General features: G+C 73.5%; 10 protein-coding genes. 5 read left to right on the forward strand and 5 right to left on the reverse strand.

What is annotated here, in order from left to right:
• Positions 1-414: 414 nt before the first annotated feature.
• Positions 415-969, reverse strand: coding sequence for a MarR family transcriptional regulator (locus ACH45E_RS07835; protein ID WP_361441513.1), 555 nt, complete (start codon positions 967-969; stop codon positions 415-417).
• A gap of 134 nt (positions 970-1,103) precedes the next feature.
• On the opposite strand from ACH45E_RS07835, the gene ACH45E_RS07840 reads away from it, so the two are divergent.
• Positions 1,104-2,363 (forward strand): MFS transporter, encoded by a 1,260-nt coding sequence (locus ACH45E_RS07840; RefSeq protein WP_361442563.1) that lies wholly within the window; start codon positions 1,104-1,106, stop codon positions 2,361-2,363.
• A gap of 43 nt (positions 2,364-2,406) precedes the next feature.
• On the opposite strand, the gene ACH45E_RS07845 is transcribed toward ACH45E_RS07840, so the two are convergent.
• Both ACH45E_RS07845 and ACH45E_RS07850 read right to left on the reverse strand, forming a co-directional pair.
• Positions 2,407-4,059 carry a SpoIIE family protein phosphatase gene (locus ACH45E_RS07845; RefSeq protein WP_361441516.1) on the reverse strand — a complete coding sequence of 551 codons (1,653 nt, stop codon included), beginning with the start codon at positions 4,057-4,059 and terminating at the stop codon, positions 2,407-2,409.
• Between the two features lie 131 nt (positions 4,060-4,190).
• Positions 4,191-5,567, reverse strand: coding sequence for an NAD(P)/FAD-dependent oxidoreductase (locus ACH45E_RS07850; RefSeq protein WP_361441519.1), 1,377 nt, complete (start codon positions 5,565-5,567; stop codon positions 4,191-4,193).
• 379 nt (positions 5,568-5,946) lie between these two features.
• Between ACH45E_RS07850 and ACH45E_RS07855 the strand changes: the two genes are divergently transcribed.
• Together ACH45E_RS07855 and ACH45E_RS07860 are read left to right on the forward strand one after the other, a co-directional pair.
• Entirely contained in the window at positions 5,947-6,723 is a 777-nt protein-coding gene (locus ACH45E_RS07855; protein WP_361441522.1) for a helix-turn-helix domain-containing protein, read from the forward strand.
• Positions 6,724-6,965: 242 nt separating this feature from the next.
• Positions 6,966-8,894 carry a sigma-70 family RNA polymerase sigma factor gene (locus tag ACH45E_RS07860; RefSeq protein WP_361441525.1) on the forward strand — a complete coding sequence of 643 codons (1,929 nt, stop codon included), beginning with the start codon at positions 6,966-6,968 and terminating at the stop codon, positions 8,892-8,894.
• Here ACH45E_RS07860 and ACH45E_RS07865 read toward each other — a convergent pair.
• Complete coding sequence (locus ACH45E_RS07865) at positions 8,881-12,168, reverse strand: BTAD domain-containing putative transcriptional regulator (RefSeq protein ID WP_361441528.1); 3,288 nt, start codon at positions 12,166-12,168, stop codon at positions 8,881-8,883. The two genes, ACH45E_RS07860 and ACH45E_RS07865, sit on opposite strands and share 14 nt — an antisense overlap.
• An 80-nt stretch (positions 12,169-12,248) precedes the next feature.
• The gene (locus tag ACH45E_RS07870) at positions 12,249-14,333 is read right to left on the reverse strand and encodes an asparagine synthase-related protein (protein WP_361441531.1); all 2,085 of its coding nucleotides are present in this window, start codon (positions 14,331-14,333) and stop codon (positions 12,249-12,251) included.
• A gap of 703 nt (positions 14,334-15,036) precedes the next feature.
• On the opposite strand from ACH45E_RS07870, the gene ACH45E_RS07875 reads away from it, so the two are divergent.
• Both ACH45E_RS07875 and lhgO read left to right on the forward strand, forming a co-directional pair.
• Positions 15,037-16,461 (forward strand): MFS transporter, encoded by a 1,425-nt coding sequence (locus ACH45E_RS07875; protein WP_361441534.1) that lies wholly within the window; start codon positions 15,037-15,039, stop codon positions 16,459-16,461.
• A 70-nt stretch (positions 16,462-16,531) separates the two neighbouring features.
• Positions 16,532-17,722 (forward strand): L-2-hydroxyglutarate oxidase (gene lhgO / locus ACH45E_RS07880; protein WP_399040234.1); only part of this gene is annotated, 1,191 nt, incomplete at its 3' end.

Genomic DNA, 17,722 nt, shown 5'->3' on the forward strand with positions numbered 1-17,722 from the left:
CTTCGGTCTTGCGTTTCCGACTCTATCAGATCTTTTCTCGATCCGATTTCCTCGGTGCTTTCCAGGTTCCCGCTCTCGCGTTTCCCTTTCCGGCGATTCCGACTCTATCAGATCCTTTCGGTGCCTGATTCCCAGTCAGAGGGGGTTGTCATCCCGACTGTTGGGCCGTTCCGACGTCTCAAACCTTAGCGGATCCGCTCGACGATTCCCAATCGGGCCGCCGTGTTCCTATTCGAATTGAATTCGGGCACGCCGAAATCAACCCCGTCAGGAGATCGTGCTGTTGGCTTGAGGGTGCCGCGCGTGGCGGCGGAGGTGCTGCCGAAGAACCGTTACGGCTCGGTGGCAACCCGAAGAACTTTACGGATCGGGCTGGGGCGTGTCAAGCGCCGGTGTCAAGGGCTTTCCTGCGGCTCAGTCGAGGTCGCTCAGGCGGCCGCCGGCGTCCGGCTGGGCGTGCTCCACCCGGCGCAGCAGCCTGGTCAGGACCTCGCCGAGGGCGGACCGCTCCCCGGCGGAGAGATCCTGGAGCAGGTCCTCCTCGAAGACGGTCGCCAGACGCATGGCCTCCAGCCACTTCTCCCTCCCCTCCGGTGTCAGCTCCACGATGACGCGGACGCGGTTGGACTCGTCCCTCTCCCGGGTGACCAGACCCTCGGCGACCATGCGGTCGATCCGGTGGGTCATGGCGGCAGGTGTGAGTCCCAACCGCTTGGCGAGGTCGCTGGGGCCCAGGCGGTAGGGGATGCCGGAGAGGACGAGGGCCTTGAGGACCTCCCACTCGGCGTTGCTGATGCCCAGGCCCGCGGTCTGGCGGCCGTAGGCGACGTTCATCCGCCGGTTCAGACGGGACAGCGCCGAGACGATCTGCTCCACCTGAGGGTCGAGGTCCTGGAACTCGCGCTGGTAGGCGGCGATCTGCTCGTCGAGGGTCGGCTCGCTGCTGACGCCGCCGGGGGTGTCGGCCATGGCCGCAGTATGGCACGCGGCGCCTTTGCCTTTAAGTCCTTGAGTATGTACTCTTTAGTTTCGAACTTTAGGTTCTAAGTCTTCACACCTAACTAGTGAGAGAGGTGAACGTGACCAGGGCGATGGGCGCAGCGATGCGCCGGATCCACGTGGGCAACGCACTCAGCGCGTTCGGGCTCGGCTTCACCGTCCCCTACCTGTACGTCTATGTGGCGCAGGTGCGGGGGCTGGGGGCCATGACGGCGGGGCTCGTCCTGGCCGTCTTCGCCGTGGCCGCGCTGATCGTGCTGCCGTTCGCCGGTCGGGCGATCGTGCGGCGCGGCCCGCTTCCGGTCCTGCTCGCCGCCCTGGTCATGGCCGCGCTGGGGGCGCTGAGCCTGGGGCTGGCGGGCGGCGCGGTGGCCGTACTGCTGTCGGCGGCGGCGCTGGGGGCCGGGCAGGCCGTCATGCAGCCGGCGCTGGCGACGATGATCGTGGACTGCTCCACGGCGGACACCCGGTCGCGGGCGTTCGCGATGCAGTTCTTCCTGCAGAACCTGGGGCTGGGCGTCGGCGGTCTCATCGGCGGCCACCTGGTCGACACGACCCGCGTCTCGTCCTTCACCCTGCTCTTCGCGATCGAGGCGGCGATCTTCCTGCTGCTGGTCGTGATGCTGTCGACCGTGCGGATGCCGCACTCGCCGCGGATCGAGGAGGCGCCGACCGGGTCGGCGAAGGGCAGCTGGAAGCGGCTGCTCGGGAACCGGGCGATGGTGCAGCTGTGTGTGCTGGGCTTCGTGCTGTTCTTCGCCTGCTACGGGCAGTTCGAGTCGGGGCTGAGTGCGTACGGCGTCGAGGCGGCGGGGATATCCACCTCCGCGCTCGGTACGGCGCTGGCCGCCAACACGCTGATGATCGTCGTCGCGCAGTTCGCGGTACTGAAGTTCGTCGAGCGGCGCCGCCGGTCGCGGGTGATCGCCGGTGTGGGTCTGATCTGGGCCGTGGCCTGGCTCACGGCGGGGTACGCGGGCCTCGGGCACGGCAGCCGGGAGATGGCGACCGCCGCGTTCGTGGCGACGTACGCCCTGTTCGGGCTGGGTGAGGCGATGCTGTCGCCGACGGTCGCCCCGCTGGTGGCGGATCTGGCGCCGGAGGGCATGGCCGGGCAGTACAACTCCGCTTTCGCCCTGGTGAAGCAGCTGGCGCTGGCTGTCGGGCCGGCGGTGGGCGGGCCGCTGGGGGCCGCGCTGGCCGGCCCGTACATCGTGACCTTCCTGCTGTTCTCGCTGGGGATCACCTTCCTGGCGCTGCGGCTGGGGCGACGGCTCACCGCCGCCCAGGATCAGCCGTGGGCCGTGGCGAAGAGCCGGGTCGTCGCCCGGGGTGGCGCTCCGGCGGAGTCCCTGACCGCGTGACCGGAGGGACCCGCCGGGGCCCTTCCCGCCGGTGCCTTTGCCGCTACGGCCTCGGCAGAACGAACTCGCACCACACCGCCTTGCCCCCGCCCGGGGTCCGTCTGGATCCCCAGTTGGAGGCGATCGTCGCCACGATGGCGATGCCCCGCCCTGACTCGTCGCCCGGTTCCGCGCGGCGTCGGCGCGGGAGGTGGTCGTCGCCGTCCGTGACCTCGATGATCAGGCGTCGGTCGGTGCGGCGGAGCCTGAGCCGCATGGGCGGGGTGCCGTGCTGGAGGGAGTTGGCGACCAGCTCGGACGCGGCGAGGACGCCGAGGTCGTGGAGGTCGGCCGGGAAGCGCCAGCTGGTCAGCACGCCGGAGGCGAAGGCGCGCGCGCGTGGGGCCGCTTCCACGCCGCCGAGGAGTTCCAGGGCGGCGTTGCGGAAGAGTTCGCCGTCGGGGCCGGTGCGGGCGGGGTGCTGGAGGACGAGGACGGCCACGTCGTCGTCGTGGTCGGCGGTGACGCCGGCCGAGCGGACCAGGCGGTCGCAGACGACCTGGGGGGTGCCGGTCGCGCCGGCGAGGGCGCGCTCGAGGGCGGCGATGCCCTCGTCGAGGTCCTCGTTGCGTCTTTCCACCAGGCCGTCCGTGTAGAGGACCGCCGTGGAGCCGGGGGTCAGTGGTACCGAGCCGGAGGCGTGCATCCAGCCGCCGGTGCCGAGCGGCGGGCCGGTCGGTTCGTCGGCGCGCTGGACGGTGCCCGTCTCGTCGCGGACGAGGATCGGGAGGTGGCCGGCGGACGCGTACACCAGCCGGCCCTCGTTGGGGTCGTGGATGGCGTACACGCACGTGGCGATCTGGTTGGCGTCGATCTCCGCGGCGAGGCCGTCGAGGAGCTGGAGGATTTCGTGCGGGGGGAGGTCGAGGCGGGCGTACGCGCGGACGGCCGTACGGAGCTGGCCCATGACCGCGGCGGCCCGCACGCCTCTGCCCATGACGTCGCCGATGACGAGGGCGGTGCGGCCGCCGCCGAGGGTGATCACGTCGTACCAGTCGCCGCCGACCGCGGCCTCCGTGCCGCCGGGCTGGTAGGTGGCGGCGATGCGGAGGTCGTCGGGTTGTTCCAGTTCCTGGGGGAGCAGGGAGCGCTGGAGGGTCACGGCCGTCTCGCGCTGGCGGCTTTCGCTGGCGCGCAGGCGGGCGGCGGCCTCGGCGTGGTCGGTGACGTCGGTGGCGAAGACCAGCACGGCGCCGCCGCCGTCGCGGTCGGCGTTCTCGGGGACGGGCGTGCAGGTGAAGGTGTAGGAGCGGCCGTCGACGGCCTTGCGGGACTTGAGCGTGCGGGGTTTGGCGCTGCGCAGGACCTGGTCGAGGAGGGGCAGCAGGCCCAGTTCGGCCAGTTCCGGGAGCGCCTCACGGGCGGGCGTGCCCAGGGGGCGGGCGCCGAAGGCGGCGGTGTAGGCGTCGTTGAGGTAGGCGATGCGGTGGTCGGGGCCGTGCACCAGGGCGACGAGGGCCGGGACGCGGTCGAGGACCTCGCGCGCGGGCAGTTCGTCGACGGCGGGTACGGGTGCCGTGCCGTCGGCCGGCTGTTCGGCGCGGGCCGCGGGCACGGAGCCCTCTCCCCGCCGGTCCGGGGAGACCGCGTGCTCGGTCCGCGCTGCGGCGCGGCGCTGCGTTCCGGGGAGCCGGGCGCTCCAGCGCGTGAAGTTCACAGTGGGGAAAGCCTCGTGGGTGCTGAGGGCGGGCGGGTGCCCGTCGGAGGTCGTGGGGAAGTCTGACAGGTGGCCGTCCGCGGCGACATCCGTCAGACGCCGGGGTGGGCCGTGCAGTTCCTTCAGTCCGCTCAGGACGACCCCTTCGGGTTGTCCGTGGGGCGGTGAGGAGGCTTTCCACCGGCCGCCAGTTCGAACTCCGCACGGGGGTGTTCGAGCGAGCCGAGGGAGACGATCTCCCGTTTGAAGAGCCCGGCGAGGGTCCACTCGGCGAGCACCCGGGCCTTGCGGTTGAAGGTGGGCACCCTGCTGAGGTGGTAGACGCGGTGCATGAACCAGGCAGGGTAGCCCTTGAGCTTGCGTCCGTAGACCTGGGCGACGCCCTTGTGGAGGCCGAGGGAGGCGACGGAGCCGACGTAGCCGTGCGCGTAGGTCTGGAGGGGTTCGCCGCGCAGGGTGTGGACGATGTTGTCGCCGAGGACCTTGGCCTGGCGGACGGCGTGCTGGGCGTTGGGGGCGGTATCGGTGCCGGGTTCGGCGGCGGTGACGTCGGGGACGGCCGCGGCGTCGCCGGCGGCCCAGGCGTGGTCGGTGCCGTCGACGGTCAGCTGTGGGGTGCACCTGAGCCGGCCGCGCCCGTTCAGGGGCAGGTCGGTGGCGGCGAGCAGGGGGCTGGGTTTGACGCCGGCGGTCCACACGACCGTGCGGGTCGGGAAGCGTTGGCCGTCGCTGAGTACGGCGACGCGGTCGGCGCAGGATTCGAGGCGGGTCTCGAGCTGGACCTGGATGCCCCGGCGGCGCAGTTCGGTGACGGTGTAGCGGCCCATCTCCTCGCCGACCTCGGGCAGGATGCGGTTCGAGGCCTCGACGAGGATCCACTTCAGGTCCTGGGGCTGAACGTTGTGGTAGTAGCGGGTGGCGTAGCGGGCCATGTCCTCGAGTTCGGCGAGCGCCTCGACGCCGGCGTAGCCGCCGCCGACGAAGACGTAGGTGAGGGCGGCGTCGCGGATCGCCGGGTCGCGGGTGGAGGAGGCGATGTCCAGCTGCTCGATGACGTGGTTGCGCAGGCCGATGGCTTCCTCGACGGTCTTGAACCCGATGCCGTGCTCGGCGAGGCCGGGGATGGGCAGGGTGCGGGAGATCGAGCCGGGGGCGAGGACGAGTTCGTCGTAGGCCAGGTGTTCGGTGGGGCCGCCTTCCTCGGTCGCGAGGGTGGTGAGGGTGGCGGTGCGTGCCGCGTGGTCGATGGAGGTCACCTCGCCGACGACGATGTGGCACTGGTCCAGTACGCGACGCAGCGGTACGACGACGTGACGAGGGGAAATCAAACCGGCGGCCGCTTCGGGAAGGAACGGCTGGTACGTCATATAGGGATCAGGGGTGACGACAGTGATGTCGACGGCACCCTGCCTGAGCTCCCGCTTCAGCTTCCGCTGAAGTCGCAGGGCCGTGTACATCCCGACGTAGCCGCCGCCGACAACGAGAATGCGCGCACGTTCCTTCACCATCCCATGACGCACCCGGCGCTGGAGTTTGTCCACAGCCCCGGCAAATTGTGTGACCGGCGCGCGGGCGTGCGCGGGAGTGGCCGGATCGGCGGATCGGGGCGAAAGCGGGCAGGTCAGCGGGGGCGGGCGGAAGGGCGCAGGGGTGCGGAATCCGGACGTATGCGCCTCGTACTCCGATCGGGGGGCGCTCCGTGCGGAACCTGCCCCTTCTGAATTGACAGCCTCTCAACTATGTTCGTGTCGACGGGGTGTAGAGGATGTGGTCGAACGGGTCCGCGACGGGCGGTCCCGGTCGGGGAACGGCGCCTGTTCCACGCACTCCGGAATCAGTGGCGGGGAGAGTCTCCGGGGGGAGACGTCATTTACCGGGGGAACAACCATGCATATTCAGGACACTCATTGGGCATCCGCGTCCGCCATCGCGCCAGGTGGCGCGGCGGTGGGCCAAGTGATGAGCGCGGCGGCGGGCAACGGACGCGGGGACAGTGCGCGGACGACGCCGCTGCGGGTGGACGCACAGCGCAATCTGGAGCACGTGCTGCGTGCGGCGCGCGAGGTCTTCGGCGAGCTGGGTTACGGCGCGCCGATGGAGGACGTGGCGCGGCGCGCGCGGGTCGGCGTCGGCACGGTGTACCGGCGCTTCCCGAGCAAGGACGTCCTGGTGCGGCGGATAGCCGAGGAGGAGACCTCCCGGCTGACGGACCAGGCGCGTACGGCGCTCGGTCAGGAGGACGAGCCGTGGTCGGCGCTGTCGCGCTTCCTGCGCACGTCGGTGGCCTCGGGTGCGGGGCGGCTGCTGCCGCCGCAGGTGCTGCGGGTCGGTGTCTCGGAGGACGGCGGCGACGCCGTGGCCGAGGAGCCGAGGGTTCCGCAGCAGCGGACGCAGCCGGGCAACGGCGAGCTGCGGCTGGTGTCCGAGCAGCCGGCGGTGGTGGCCGAGGACGACGCGGGGGCGGCGGCGCTGCTCGACGTGGTGGGTCAGCTCGTGGAGCGGGCCCGCGCGGCGGGTGAGCTGCGGCCGGACGTGTCGGTGTCGGACGTGCTGCTGGTGATCGCGACGGCGGCGCCCTCGCTGCCGGACGCGGCCCAGCAGGCGGCGGCCTCGGCACGGCTGCTGGACATCCTGCTGGAGGGGCTGCGGTCCCGTCCGGCGTGACCCGTCCGGCGTGCCGGAACAGGGAAATGAACAGGAAAAAGGAACAGGGAAGTTGATCGCATCCGGGCGGGGCGGGTTCTTCGAGCCTTCCCCGTCCGGGTGAGTTTCCGTACCGCTCGACGGGAAGTCCGCTCGGACGAGTGGACGGTCCGTGAAAGCGCGGTCCCGAACGAAAGCCGTGTGGCACCCTGACCCGGTGATCGGGTCGGGCTGGGCTGGGCTGGTGGCGGGGGCTTCGCGCGATGAGTGGTGACGGGCGGGACGGGTCACTCGGTGACGGTGACCCGGAGACCGGCGGGCTGACCTCCCCGCAGGTACCGAGCCAGGGTGGCCGGGCGCACGTACCGCCCGACCGGGCCGAGGGCGGCGTGCCGGCCCAGCGCGCGGGCGATGCCCTGCCGCCGCGGACCCCGCCGTGGTCCGACGGCGAGCTGATCGGGCGGATGCGCTCGGGCGACGACAGCGCGTACGAGGAGCTGTACCGGCGGCACGCGGACGCGGTGCGCCGCTATGCCCGGACCTGCTGCCGTGACGCCCACACCGCGGACGATCTGACCGCCGAGGTCTTCGCCCGCATGCTGCAGGCGGTGCGGGGCGGCTCGGGACCCGAGTACGCCGTGCGCGCCTATCTGCTCACCTGCGTCCGGCGGGTCGCCGCGCAGTGGACGAAATCGTCCCGGCGTGAGCAACTCGTCGACGACTTCGCGGTGTTCGCGGCGCAGTCCGCGCGGGCCCCGGAGGACGACGGCACGCTGGGGCTGGGCGCCGATGTGCGTGCGATGCAGGAGGCCGAGCAGTCCCTGGCGATGCGGGCGTTCCGCTCGCTGCCGGAGCGCTGGCAGGCCGTGCTGTGGCACACCGAGGTGGAGGACGAGTCGCCGAGCCAGGTCGCCACGCTGTTCGGGCTGGACGCCAACGGCACGCGCGTGCTCGCCAGCCGCGCCCGTGAGGGCCTGAAGCAGGCCTACCTCCAGGCCCATGTCAGCGCGGCTCTGACCGACGACGAGGGGTGCGCCCGGTACGCGGACCAGCTCGGCACCTATGCCCGGCGCAGGCTGCGTACGCGTGCCGAGCGGGGGTTGCGCAAACATCTGGAGGAGTGCGCCAGGTGCCGGCTCGCGGCCGCCCAGATCGAGGAGGTCGCCGGCGGCATCCCCGCGGTCGTGCCGGTCGCGGTCATCGGCTGGTTCGGTGCCGCCGGGTATGCCAAGGCGCTCGGGATCATCGCCGGTGGTACGGGGGTGGGCGCCGCGGGCGCGGCCGCCGTCGCGGGCGGCTCCTCCGGCGGCGCGGGTTCGGGCGGCGGCGGGGCGGCTGCCGCGGAGGGCCTGGGTGCGCCGGTGAAGGCCGGTATCGCGGCTGGGGTGGTCGCGGTCGGAGCGGCCGCCGTGGCGCTCGTGCTGGTCAGCAACCACGGAGAGCCGGTCAGGAAGGCGGCCGCCCCCTCCCCGTCCGCCCCGGCGGTCCGGCCCGAACCCGGGTCACCCGCCCCCGCGCCCCCGAAGAAGGAACCCGCGCCCGCCCGCCCCGCTGTCGCGCCCGGCCCCCGAGCGACCCCCGCTGCGCTCGCCCCGGCTCCCGCACCCGCCCGCGGCCCGAGCGCCGGACCGGCCCCGGCCCCGACCTCGTCCCCCACCACCCCGAGCACCGGACCGGCTGCCCCCGCTCCCGGACCGACGCGGCCCCCACCGGCCCCGACCCCCACGCCGACCCCGACGCCCACTCCACCGCCGACGCCGGTCGTCTACCAGTGGAGCGAGCTGCGGTACGACGTCACCGGCGACGGCACGGCACCCGAGATGCGGATCGCCGACAGCAGCTGGGTCTGGCAGCGGTACGGCGTGACGGTCGCCGGGAAGTGGTACGCGCGCGGCGTGACCGTCCACGGCGCGTCCTCCGTCACCGTCGACCTCAACCGCTCCTGCTCCGCCTATGACGCGCTGATCGGCGTCGACGACCTGACGCTGGGGCTCGGCAAGGTCTCCTTCTCCGTCTACGCGGACGGCACCCGGCTGTGGAAGTCCGACGTGGTCGAGGGCGGCGACCCGGCCGTCCCGGTCCATGTGAACCTGGCCGGGCACCGGACGGTACGGCTGGTGGTCGAGCCGCACCATGCCCTGGACACCGCCGCGCTCGCGGACTGGGCGCGGGCGCAGTTCACCTGCCGGTAGCGGTCGCTGTCCCGGCCCCCAGCTCGCGCAGCACGTCGTCCACGGTGAAGGCGGCGCCCCGGGCCCGCTCGGCCTGGTAGCGGTCGCCGGGCAGGGTGGCGCGGGCGGTGGCGTTGATCCGCTCGGCCCGGGTGTGCTCCGGCTCGGGGCGCGGATGGCCGCCGCGCCAGTGGTCGCCGGTGGCGAACAGCCGGACCGCGCCCGCCAGGTCGCCGATCCGGGCCAGCAGGTCCGCCGCGATGTCCACGAGCACCGCCGTGATCGTCTCGGCGCACCGCCGCTCCGTGGCCTCCCGCAGAGCCTTGGCGATGATCGGCAGCCCGCGCGCCGGGCCCGACTCGCCGGCGGTGATGAGGGCGTCCGTCGCGTGCAGCCCCGCCATGAACTGCGGTGGAGGCGTGCCCTGCCCGGTCGCCTCACGGGCCGCCTCCCACAGTTCGCGCGCGTGGGCGAGGTTCCCGTCGTCCTGCGCGAAGTGTGCCCGCAGCAGCAGGATGAAGGCCCGGGCGTCCGCCACCCCGTACCGGTCGGCCGCCAGGTTCGCCTCGTTCAGGCCGGTCCGCGCGTGCTCACGGTCCCCGGAGCGGTAGGCGATCTCGGCGAGCCGGGCGAGGAGGAACGGTGACTCGGCGTACGCGCCGACCTCGTAGGCGAGCCGCAGCGCCTCCTCGTACTCGCTCCCGGCCTCCTCGAACCGGCCGCGCGCCATGGCCGCCTCACCGGCCGCGCTGCACACCTGCGCCCGCATCCAGCGGTCCCCGGCCCGCCGGCTGAGCACACGCAGCTCGGCCAGGTCGTCGTCCACGCCCCGCAGGTTGCCGGGCGAGTCCACGACCATGTGCGTGCGGAACATCAGGACGGCGCCGATCTCCCAGTCGCCGCCGTACTGACGGCAGTTGGCGACCACCGTGTCCATGAGGGGCCGCAGGTCGACCGGTCCGCCCAGGTAGTAGGCGGCCATCGGCCACAGGAGGCCGGGCATCCGGGCGGCGTGCGGGCCGCCGTCCTGGAAGGCGTCCTGCACCCGGGCGATGTAGGCGGGGGCCCGCTCGTCCGCCGCGAGGTCCCGGGAGGCGGACTCGGACGTCAGGAAGAGGTGCAGCATCCGCAGGTCCATGCGCAGGGCGTGCCGGGGATGCCCTCTCTCCCCGTCCGGGGCTTCGAGCAGGGCGCCCACCGGATCGGCGGACTCGGCCAGCGCGAGCAGTTCCTCCGGCGAGGCCCCCTCGGGGGCGGTGTCCAGGGCCACGCCCAGACGCTGGACGCGCCGCACCCACGCCACGGACTCCTGACGGTAGTTGCGCAGCCACCAGAACCAGCCCATGCCGAGGACGAGCGCACCGGCCCGCGTCTCGTCGCCGGTGCGGATCGCGCGGTCGAGGGCCGCGCGGATGTTGTCGAGCTCGGTCTCCAGGCGGGAGACCCACGGCAGCTGCTCCCCGGTCCGGAGCAGCGGATCGGCCTTCTCGACCAGCGCGCGCACCCACGCGCCGTGCCGCCGCTCGGCCGCCGCGCGCGGCCCGGGAAGTTCGGCGGCGCGCTCGGCGGCGTACTCGTGGATGGTCTCCAGCATGCGGTACCGCATGCCGCCGTCGTGGGCGGCGCCGTCGTGCTCGCACGGGGCCGCCACGATCAGGGACTTGTCGACGAGCGCGCCGATCAGGTCCGCCGCCGGTCCCGTGCACACGGCCTCCGCCGCCGCGAGGTCCCAGCCGCCGGCGAACACCGACACCTCGCGCAGGACCGTCCGCTCCCGCTCGTCGAGCAGTTCCCAGGACCAGTCGACGACCGCGCGCAGGGTCTGCTGGCGGGGCAGGACCGTGCGGCTCCCGGAGGTGAGGAGGCGGAAGCGGTCGTCGAGGCGGTCGGCGATCTGCCGGGGCGTCAGCAGCCTGAGCCGGGCCGCGGCCAGCTCGATGGCGAGCGGCAGACCGTCGAGGCGGCGGCAGATCTCGTCCACGGCCGCGGTGTCCTTCAGCGCGGCGGCGGCGTCGGGCCGGACGGCCGCCGCGCGCTCCGCGAAGAGACGGTGCGCCTGCTCGGGGACGAGGGGTTCGACCGGGCGCACCGACTCACCGGGGACGCCCAGGGGTTCACGGCTGGTGGCGAGGATCGTGAGTTCCGGGCAGCGGGTGAGCAGCGTCTCGGCGAGGTGGGCGGCCGCGTCGATGACGTGTTCGCAGTTGTCGAGGATCAGGAGCTGGCTGCGCGGGGCGCAGTACTCGATGAGCAGGGCGACCGGGTCGTCGTGGGGGGCCACCAGGTCGTTGGTCAGGAGCACGGTCTCGCGCAGACCGAGCGCGCTGACCACCGCGCTGGGTACCGCCTCCGGCCGGTCGAGCGGGGCGAGCTCGACCAGCCATGCCTGCGGATGCCCGGCGGCGGCTTCCTCGGCGAGACGGGTCTTGCCCGAGCCGCCCGGTCCGGTGAGGGTGACGAGACGGCCCCTGTGCAAGTCGGAACGAACGGCTTCGAGCTCGGGTTCCCGCCCTACGAAGGAGGTGAGGCGGGGACGGAGGTTGCCGGTGCGGCGGGGCGGGGCGGCTGGCGGTGGCGGCTCCTGGTGGAGCAACGAGGTGTGCAGGGCCTTGAGTTCCGGGCCCGGGTCGGTGCCGAGGGCGTCGGCGAGGGTGCGGCGGGCGGACTCGTACGCGGCGAGCGCGTCGGCGGTGCGGCCCGTGTCCCGTAGGGCGCGGATGAGGAGGGCGCGCAGCGGTTCGTCGTACGGGTGGGCCGTGGTCAGCTCCGTCAGTTCCGGTACGACGGCGTGGGCGCGGCCGAGCCGCAGCGCCGCGTCGGCCCGGGCGCGGGTGGCCTCCAGGCGGAGGGCCTCCGGGCGGGTGGCGGCGGTGCGGTCGGGGAGGTCGGCCAGGGCGGGGCCGCGCCACAGGGCGAGGGCGTCGGTCAGGACGCGGGAGGCGGTGGCCGGGTCGTCGCGGTCCAGGCAGGCGATGCCGTCGCGGACCATGCGCTCGAAGACGAAGAGGTCGATGTCCTCCCGCGTCGCCGTGAGACGGTAACCGCCGGGTTCCGAGGCGACGGTGTGCTTGCCTACGGCACGGCGCAGGCGGCCCACCAGGGCGTGCAGGGCGGCGGGGGCGTCCTGGGGCGGGTCGTCCGCCCAGACCTCGTCGATCAGGGTGTCGGGGGCGGCGGTGCGGTCGGGGCGCAGGGCCAGAGCGGTGAGAAGGGCACGCAGACGCTGACCGCCGAGGGGTAGGAGGGTGCCCTGGTCGTCCGTCGCTTGGGTTACGCCCAGGATTCTGTACCGCATCAGGTCATTGTGGTGCCGTGGGAAGCGCTGGGTGCGCGAATATCAGCCCGTCCGGCGTTTGAGGACTCCGCAAGCCCCGCTTACCCACCCGAGGCCAACGCCCCCCTTCGCGGCGTGATCCCGGAGGGCACCGCACGCGCGCGTGCAGGCGTCCCCGTCCAGCAGGTGCCCCGGCGGGACAGCAGGCGGCGCAGCCACAGTTCCAGGGAGACGAGGTCGGCGAGGCCGTCGAGCGGGAGGGGTTCGCCGGCCGCCGCGCCGCGCAGGGCCTTGCGGACGACGCGGGCCTCGACCAGGCCGGCCTGGGCGAGCAGCGGGGTGTCGAAGAGGGAGACGAGGGAGTCGGCGGCCACCCGCAGCCCGGTGCGGGCGGCGGCGGCCGAGGAGGCGTGGGAGGGGGCGCCCCAGCCGGGCGGGAGGTCGGTGATGCCGGCGCCGTCCAGGACCGTGCGCAGGATGTCGGCGCGTGCTCCGGGCTGGACGCGGAGGGCCTCGGGGAGGTCGCGGCAGGCGCGGACGACCTGGTTGTCGAGGAAGGGGGCGTGCAGGCGCTGGAAGCGGATCTCGGCGGCCTGTTCGAGGACGCGGATGTCCGAGGCGTAACGGGTCAGCGCGGCACGCGCGCGATGGTCGCCGGGGCGCTGTCCGGGGCCCACGCCGGAGCGGTTCACCGCCCCCTGGAGCAGAACCGATACTTCAGCGAGTGCCTCTCCGGTCAGCCAGCGTGCCGCCGGCCCGGGTCTGGCCCAGGTGAGCGCCGCGAGGGACGCTCCGACCGCGCCTCCGGGTTCCTCGAAGCGGCGGCGCAGCAGCCGCTCGGCGAGGGCCTCCACGCCGGTGCGGTACGGCGTCCGGGCCAGCCGCCGCGCCGCGCTGTACACGCGCGCGGGGACCATCACCGAGCCGTCGGCCTTGGCCAGCGCGGCGACCGGCCGTACCAGGTGGCGCCGTTTGCGGTCCATCAGCAGGTCCGCGAGGCGGGCGGGGTGGGCGTCCAGGACCTGGCGGGCGCCGTGCCCGGTGAAGTGGTCCGCGCTGCCGGCGGCCAGCCGGGCGCGGTGGCGGGCGGCCGTGATCAGGGACGGTCCCGGTTCGTCGGTGAGGGGTCCGTCCAGGTCGGCGTACGGCAGGACCTCCTCGCCGCCGGTGGCCACCACGTGGTGCAGGCGCGGGTTGGCCGCGAGCGCCCCCGCGCGCTCCAGTTCCGCCTCCCGGCCGCCCACGGCCAGGTCGTTGAAGGTGACGGCCAGCAGGCGCTCCCCGGCGCCCGTGCCGTGCCCGAGGACCGTCCCCGGCATGCCGGGCAGCCCGGCCGCCAGCAGGGCGAGGGTGCCCGAGGCCGGGCCGCCGGACAGGTCGGCGCCGATCCCGGGTACGGGCATCCCGCGCGCGGCCCGCCGCTCGGCGGGCCCCATACCGGGTACCGGCCCGGGGTCTATGTCGGCGCCGGGGACGTGCCGGGGCGCGGAGAGGCGGGCGCGGACGGCGTCCACGAGCGCGTCGCGCACCGCGTCGACGGCGCGGTCGGGGTCGGCCGAAGGCGCCGCCACCGCGAGGGAGGCGACCGGCTCGTACCCGGCGATCTCACGCGACCCGGCGCGCAGGATGAGCGCATGCCCCGGTGGAACGCGCCGCACGCCGTCGTACGGCGTGGAGTCGTACAGGGCGGCCGGTACGTCGGGGGCGGCGAGCAGGGCCGCGAGGTGGCCGAAGTCGAGGTTGGCCTCGATGAGGTCGGCGAGCGGCAGCGCGGCCGTCGCGTAGGCCGTACCGCCCGCCCAGGGGGTGTGGAACACCGGGCGGGCGCCCGCGAGGTCGCCGCAGACGGTGACGCGGCGGCCGACCTGGACGACGGCGGTGTAGCTGCCGGGCCAGGTCGTCAGGTGCCGCAGTGCGCCTCCGCGCGCGGTGAACAGGCCGAGCCGCAGCTCCTCGTCGGAGGCCCCGCAGGTGCCCAGGACGGCGATCCGGTTCTGGGCGTCGGCCTTCACCACCCGTACCTCGTCGGGCCGCCAGTCGCCGACCGCCCACAGCGGATCCGGGTCGCCCCACAGGAGTTGGGAGCCGATCGGGTGGACGGTCTCGCCGTCGTCCCCGACGGCACCGGCGGAGCCGATTCCGGCGGCGCCCGCGGCGGTGCTGCTCCATCCCACCAACCACCGCATGGACGCCTCCACAGGCTGTGGACAACCAAGTGCACCGTACGAACCGGGTCCATGCTGCCATGAAGAACGCGCCCCCGAGGGGCGGCGGCGCCGCCTTGGATGCCGTCGGCGCATCCACGCGCGCGCACCCGCGCGGAAGTCGAACAGAGGCAACGCCCGTACGGCGCACGGCCGCTGCGACTCGAATGCGCCCCCGATACGCTCCCTGAAAACGCCTTTCGCGCCCTCAACTCCCATGGTGGGAGCGATGTTCGCACCCGAAAGAGGGGGTCGATTTTCAGCCAATTTGGCGCGGCGGGAACAGGTTTGAGCACGCTCCGTACATGCTCTGCGCAGCGCACGGACAGCGCACAGTCCGGGAGGCGGGCATCGCCTCCCGGACCGGTCCGCCACCCGCGGGGATGTAGGTGGCGGTGTCCCCCAGCCCACTGGATCCAGTACAGCGGGCCGACCCACGCACGACCCATGGAACCGCTCCCCCGGTGGCCGGAGAAGAGCGCACGGACGGGCGCACGGCCACACGGCGGGGGCACGGCGCGACAGCCCGTGCACGGTGCGTACAGGGCCGGCGGACCGGGACGGACCACAATCCCGCCATCCGGAAGAATGCCCCTTAACGCTTGGGATGCGGCGAACTACGCTGGGTTTACGAATGCCGCGTGGTTATGCCAGCGCGGCAGCCGTCTGTGTCGAGGGGTGGCGCATGTCCAGGGAGCAACGCGGGCCGAACGAAAAACTCGGCGCCGTTCTCGCCCTCGCGGGAATCAGCAACGCAGGACTCGCGCGACGCGTCAACGATCTTGGCGCTCAACGCGGGTTGACTCTTCGCTACGACAAGACGTCGGTGGCGCGCTGGGTGTCGAAGGGCATGGTGCCGCAGGGTGCCGCGCCGCATCTCATCGCCGCCGCCATCGGCCAGAAGCTCGGCCGCCCGGTGCCGCTCCACGAGATCGGCCTGGCGGACGCGGATCCCGCCCCCGAAGTCGGCCTCGCCTTCCCCAGAGACGTGGGACAGGCGGTGCGGTCGGCGACGGATCTGTACCGCCTCGACCTCGCCGGGCGCCGGTCCGGCGCCGGCGGCATCTGGCAGTCGCTGGCCGGGTCGTTCGCAGTGAGCGCATACGCAACGCCCGCCTCACGCTGGCTGATAACCCCCGCCGACAGCTCGGTCGCGCGGGACGTGAACCTCTCCGAGGGCTCCGGCGCACCGCTCAAAGTCGGCCACAGCGATGTGCAGAAGCTGCGGGAGGCGGCCGAGGACGCCAGGCGCTGGGACTCCAAATACGGAGGCGGCGACTGGCGTTCCTCCATGGTGCCCGAGTGTCTCAGGGTGGAGGCGGCACCGCTGCTGCTGGGCTCGTACTCGGACGAGGTCGGCCGCGCCCTGTTCGGGGCCACCGCCGAACTCACCCGGCTGGCGGGCTGGATGGCGTTCGACACCGGCCAGCAGGAGGCCGCCCAGCGCTACTACATCCAGGCACTGCGCCTCGCGCGCGCGGCCGCGGACGTCCCCCTCGGGGGCTATGTGCTGGCCTCCATGTCGCTCCAGGCGACGTACCGGGGCTTCGGCGACGAGGGCGTCGACCTCGCGCAGGCAGCCCTGGAGCGCAACCGCGGCCTGGCCACCGCCCGCACCATGAGCTTCTTCCGCCTGGTCGAGGCACGGGCGCACGCACGCGCGGGTGACGCCCACGCGGCCGGCGGGGCGCTGCGCGCCTCCGAGGCCTGGCTGGAGCGGTCCCGGGACGGCGACCAGGACCCGTCCTGGCTCGGCTTCTACGGCTACGACCGGTTCGCCGCCGACGCCGCGGAGTGCTACCGCGATCTGAAGGCGCCCCGGCAGGTCCGCCGCTTCACCGAGCAGGCCTTGTCGAAGCCGACGGAGGAGTTCGTGCGGTCGCACGGGCTCCGGCTCGTCGTCTCGGCGGTCGCCGAGCTGGAGTCCGGCAACCTGGACGCGGCCTGCGAGCAGGGGGTGCGGGCGGTGGAGGTCGCGGGGCGGATCTCGTCCGCGCGCACCACGGAGTACGTGAAGGATCTTCTGCACCGGCTGGAACCGTACGGGGACGAGCCGCGGGTGGTGGAATTGCGGGAGCGGGCGCGGCCGCTGCTGATGGCTCCCGCCTGAGCCCGGCCTCCCGGGTTTGAGGGCATTGTCAGTGGCGCAGTGCACTATCGGAGCCGGGAGGTGGTGCCAGGTGGCGTGGCAGGTGCGGGAGAGCGTGTACGACTGCGATGTGCTCGTGATCGGTGGTGGGATCGTCGGGCTGTCCACCGCGTACGCGATCACGCGTGCCGCGCCGGGCACCCGTGTGACCGTGCTGGAGAAGGAGCCGGGGCCCGCCCGGCACCAGACGGGGCGCAACAGCGGGGTCATCCACAGCGGGATCTACTACCGGCCCGACTCCCTGAAGGCGCGGTACGCGGTGCGGGGCGCGGCGGAGATGGTGAAGTTCTGCGCGGAGTACGGCGTCGCGCACGCCGTCACCGGCAAGCTGATCGTCGCCACCGAGCGGGAGGAGCTGCCGCGGCTGCACGCGCTCGTGCAGCGCGGCCGGGAGAACGGGATACCGGTACGGGAGCTCGGATCGGCCCAGATCGCGGAGTACGAGCCCGAGGTGCACGGGCTCGCGGCGATACACGTCGGGACGACGGGCGTGTGCGACTTCGTCGGGGTCGCGCGGCAGCTGGCCGAGGCGTCCGGGGCGGAGATCCGGTACGGCGCGCGGGTCGAGCGGATCGACCGGCGGCCGGAGCTCGGGGTCGCCGTACGAACCTCGGGCGGGGACGTCGTGCGCGGGCGGGTGCTGGTGAACTGCGCCGGGCTGTACTGCGACGAGGTGGCCCGGCTGACCGGCGACGAGCCCGGGGTGCGGATCGTGCCGTTCCGGGGTGAGTACTACGAGCTGGCGCGTCCGGGACTGGTGCGCGGCCTGGTGTATCCGGTGCCGGATCCGGCGTTCCCGTTCCTCGGCGTGCATCTCACGCGCGGGATCGACGGCGGCGTGCACATCGGGCCGAACGCGGTGCCGGCGCTGGCCCGCGAGGGGTACGGCTGGGGCGTCGTACGGCCCCGGGAGACAGCGGGGACGCTGGCCTGGCCGGGGTCGTGGGCGGTCGCCCGGCGGCACTGGCGGTACGGGCTCGGGGAGTTCCGGCGGTCGGTGTCGAAGGCCGCCTTCACGGACGCCGTACGCAGGCTGCTGCCCGCGGTGGAGCAGGAGGATCTCGTACCGGCCCCCGCCGGAGTGCGGGCGCAGGCGGTGCTGCGGGACGGCACGCTGGTGGACGACTTCCTGATCCGGGAGGGCCCCCGTGCGGTGCATGTGCTGAACGCCCCGTCTCCCGCGGCCACCGCTTCGCTGCCGATCGGGCGGGAGGTGGCGCGC

The organism is Streptomyces sp. NPDC020299 (assembly GCF_044387825.1).
Lineage (GTDB): Bacteria > Actinomycetota > Actinomycetes > Streptomycetales > Streptomycetaceae > Streptomyces.

Coding starts and splice junctions, on each gene's coding strand:
- ACH45E_RS07835 (WP_361441513.1), bottom strand. CDS start 969: ATGGCCGACACCCCCGGCGGCGTCAGCAGCGAGCCGACCCTCGACGAG.
- ACH45E_RS07840 (WP_361442563.1), top strand. CDS start 1,104: ATGCGCCGGATCCACGTGGGCAACGCACTCAGCGCGTTCGGGCTCGGC.
- ACH45E_RS07850 (WP_361441519.1), bottom strand. CDS start 5,567: ATGGTGAAGGAACGTGCGCGCATTCTCGTTGTCGGCGGCGGCTACGTC.
- ACH45E_RS07855 (WP_361441522.1), top strand. CDS start 5,947: ATGCATATTCAGGACACTCATTGGGCATCCGCGTCCGCCATCGCGCCA.
- ACH45E_RS07860 (WP_361441525.1), top strand. CDS start 6,966: ATGAGTGGTGACGGGCGGGACGGGTCACTCGGTGACGGTGACCCGGAG.
- ACH45E_RS07865 (WP_361441528.1), bottom strand. CDS start 12,168: ATGCGGTACAGAATCCTGGGCGTAACCCAAGCGACGGACGACCAGGGC.
- ACH45E_RS07870 (WP_361441531.1), bottom strand. CDS start 14,333: ATGCGGTGGTTGGTGGGATGGAGCAGCACCGCCGCGGGCGCCGCCGGA.
- ACH45E_RS07875 (WP_361441534.1), top strand. CDS start 15,037: ATGTCCAGGGAGCAACGCGGGCCGAACGAAAAACTCGGCGCCGTTCTC.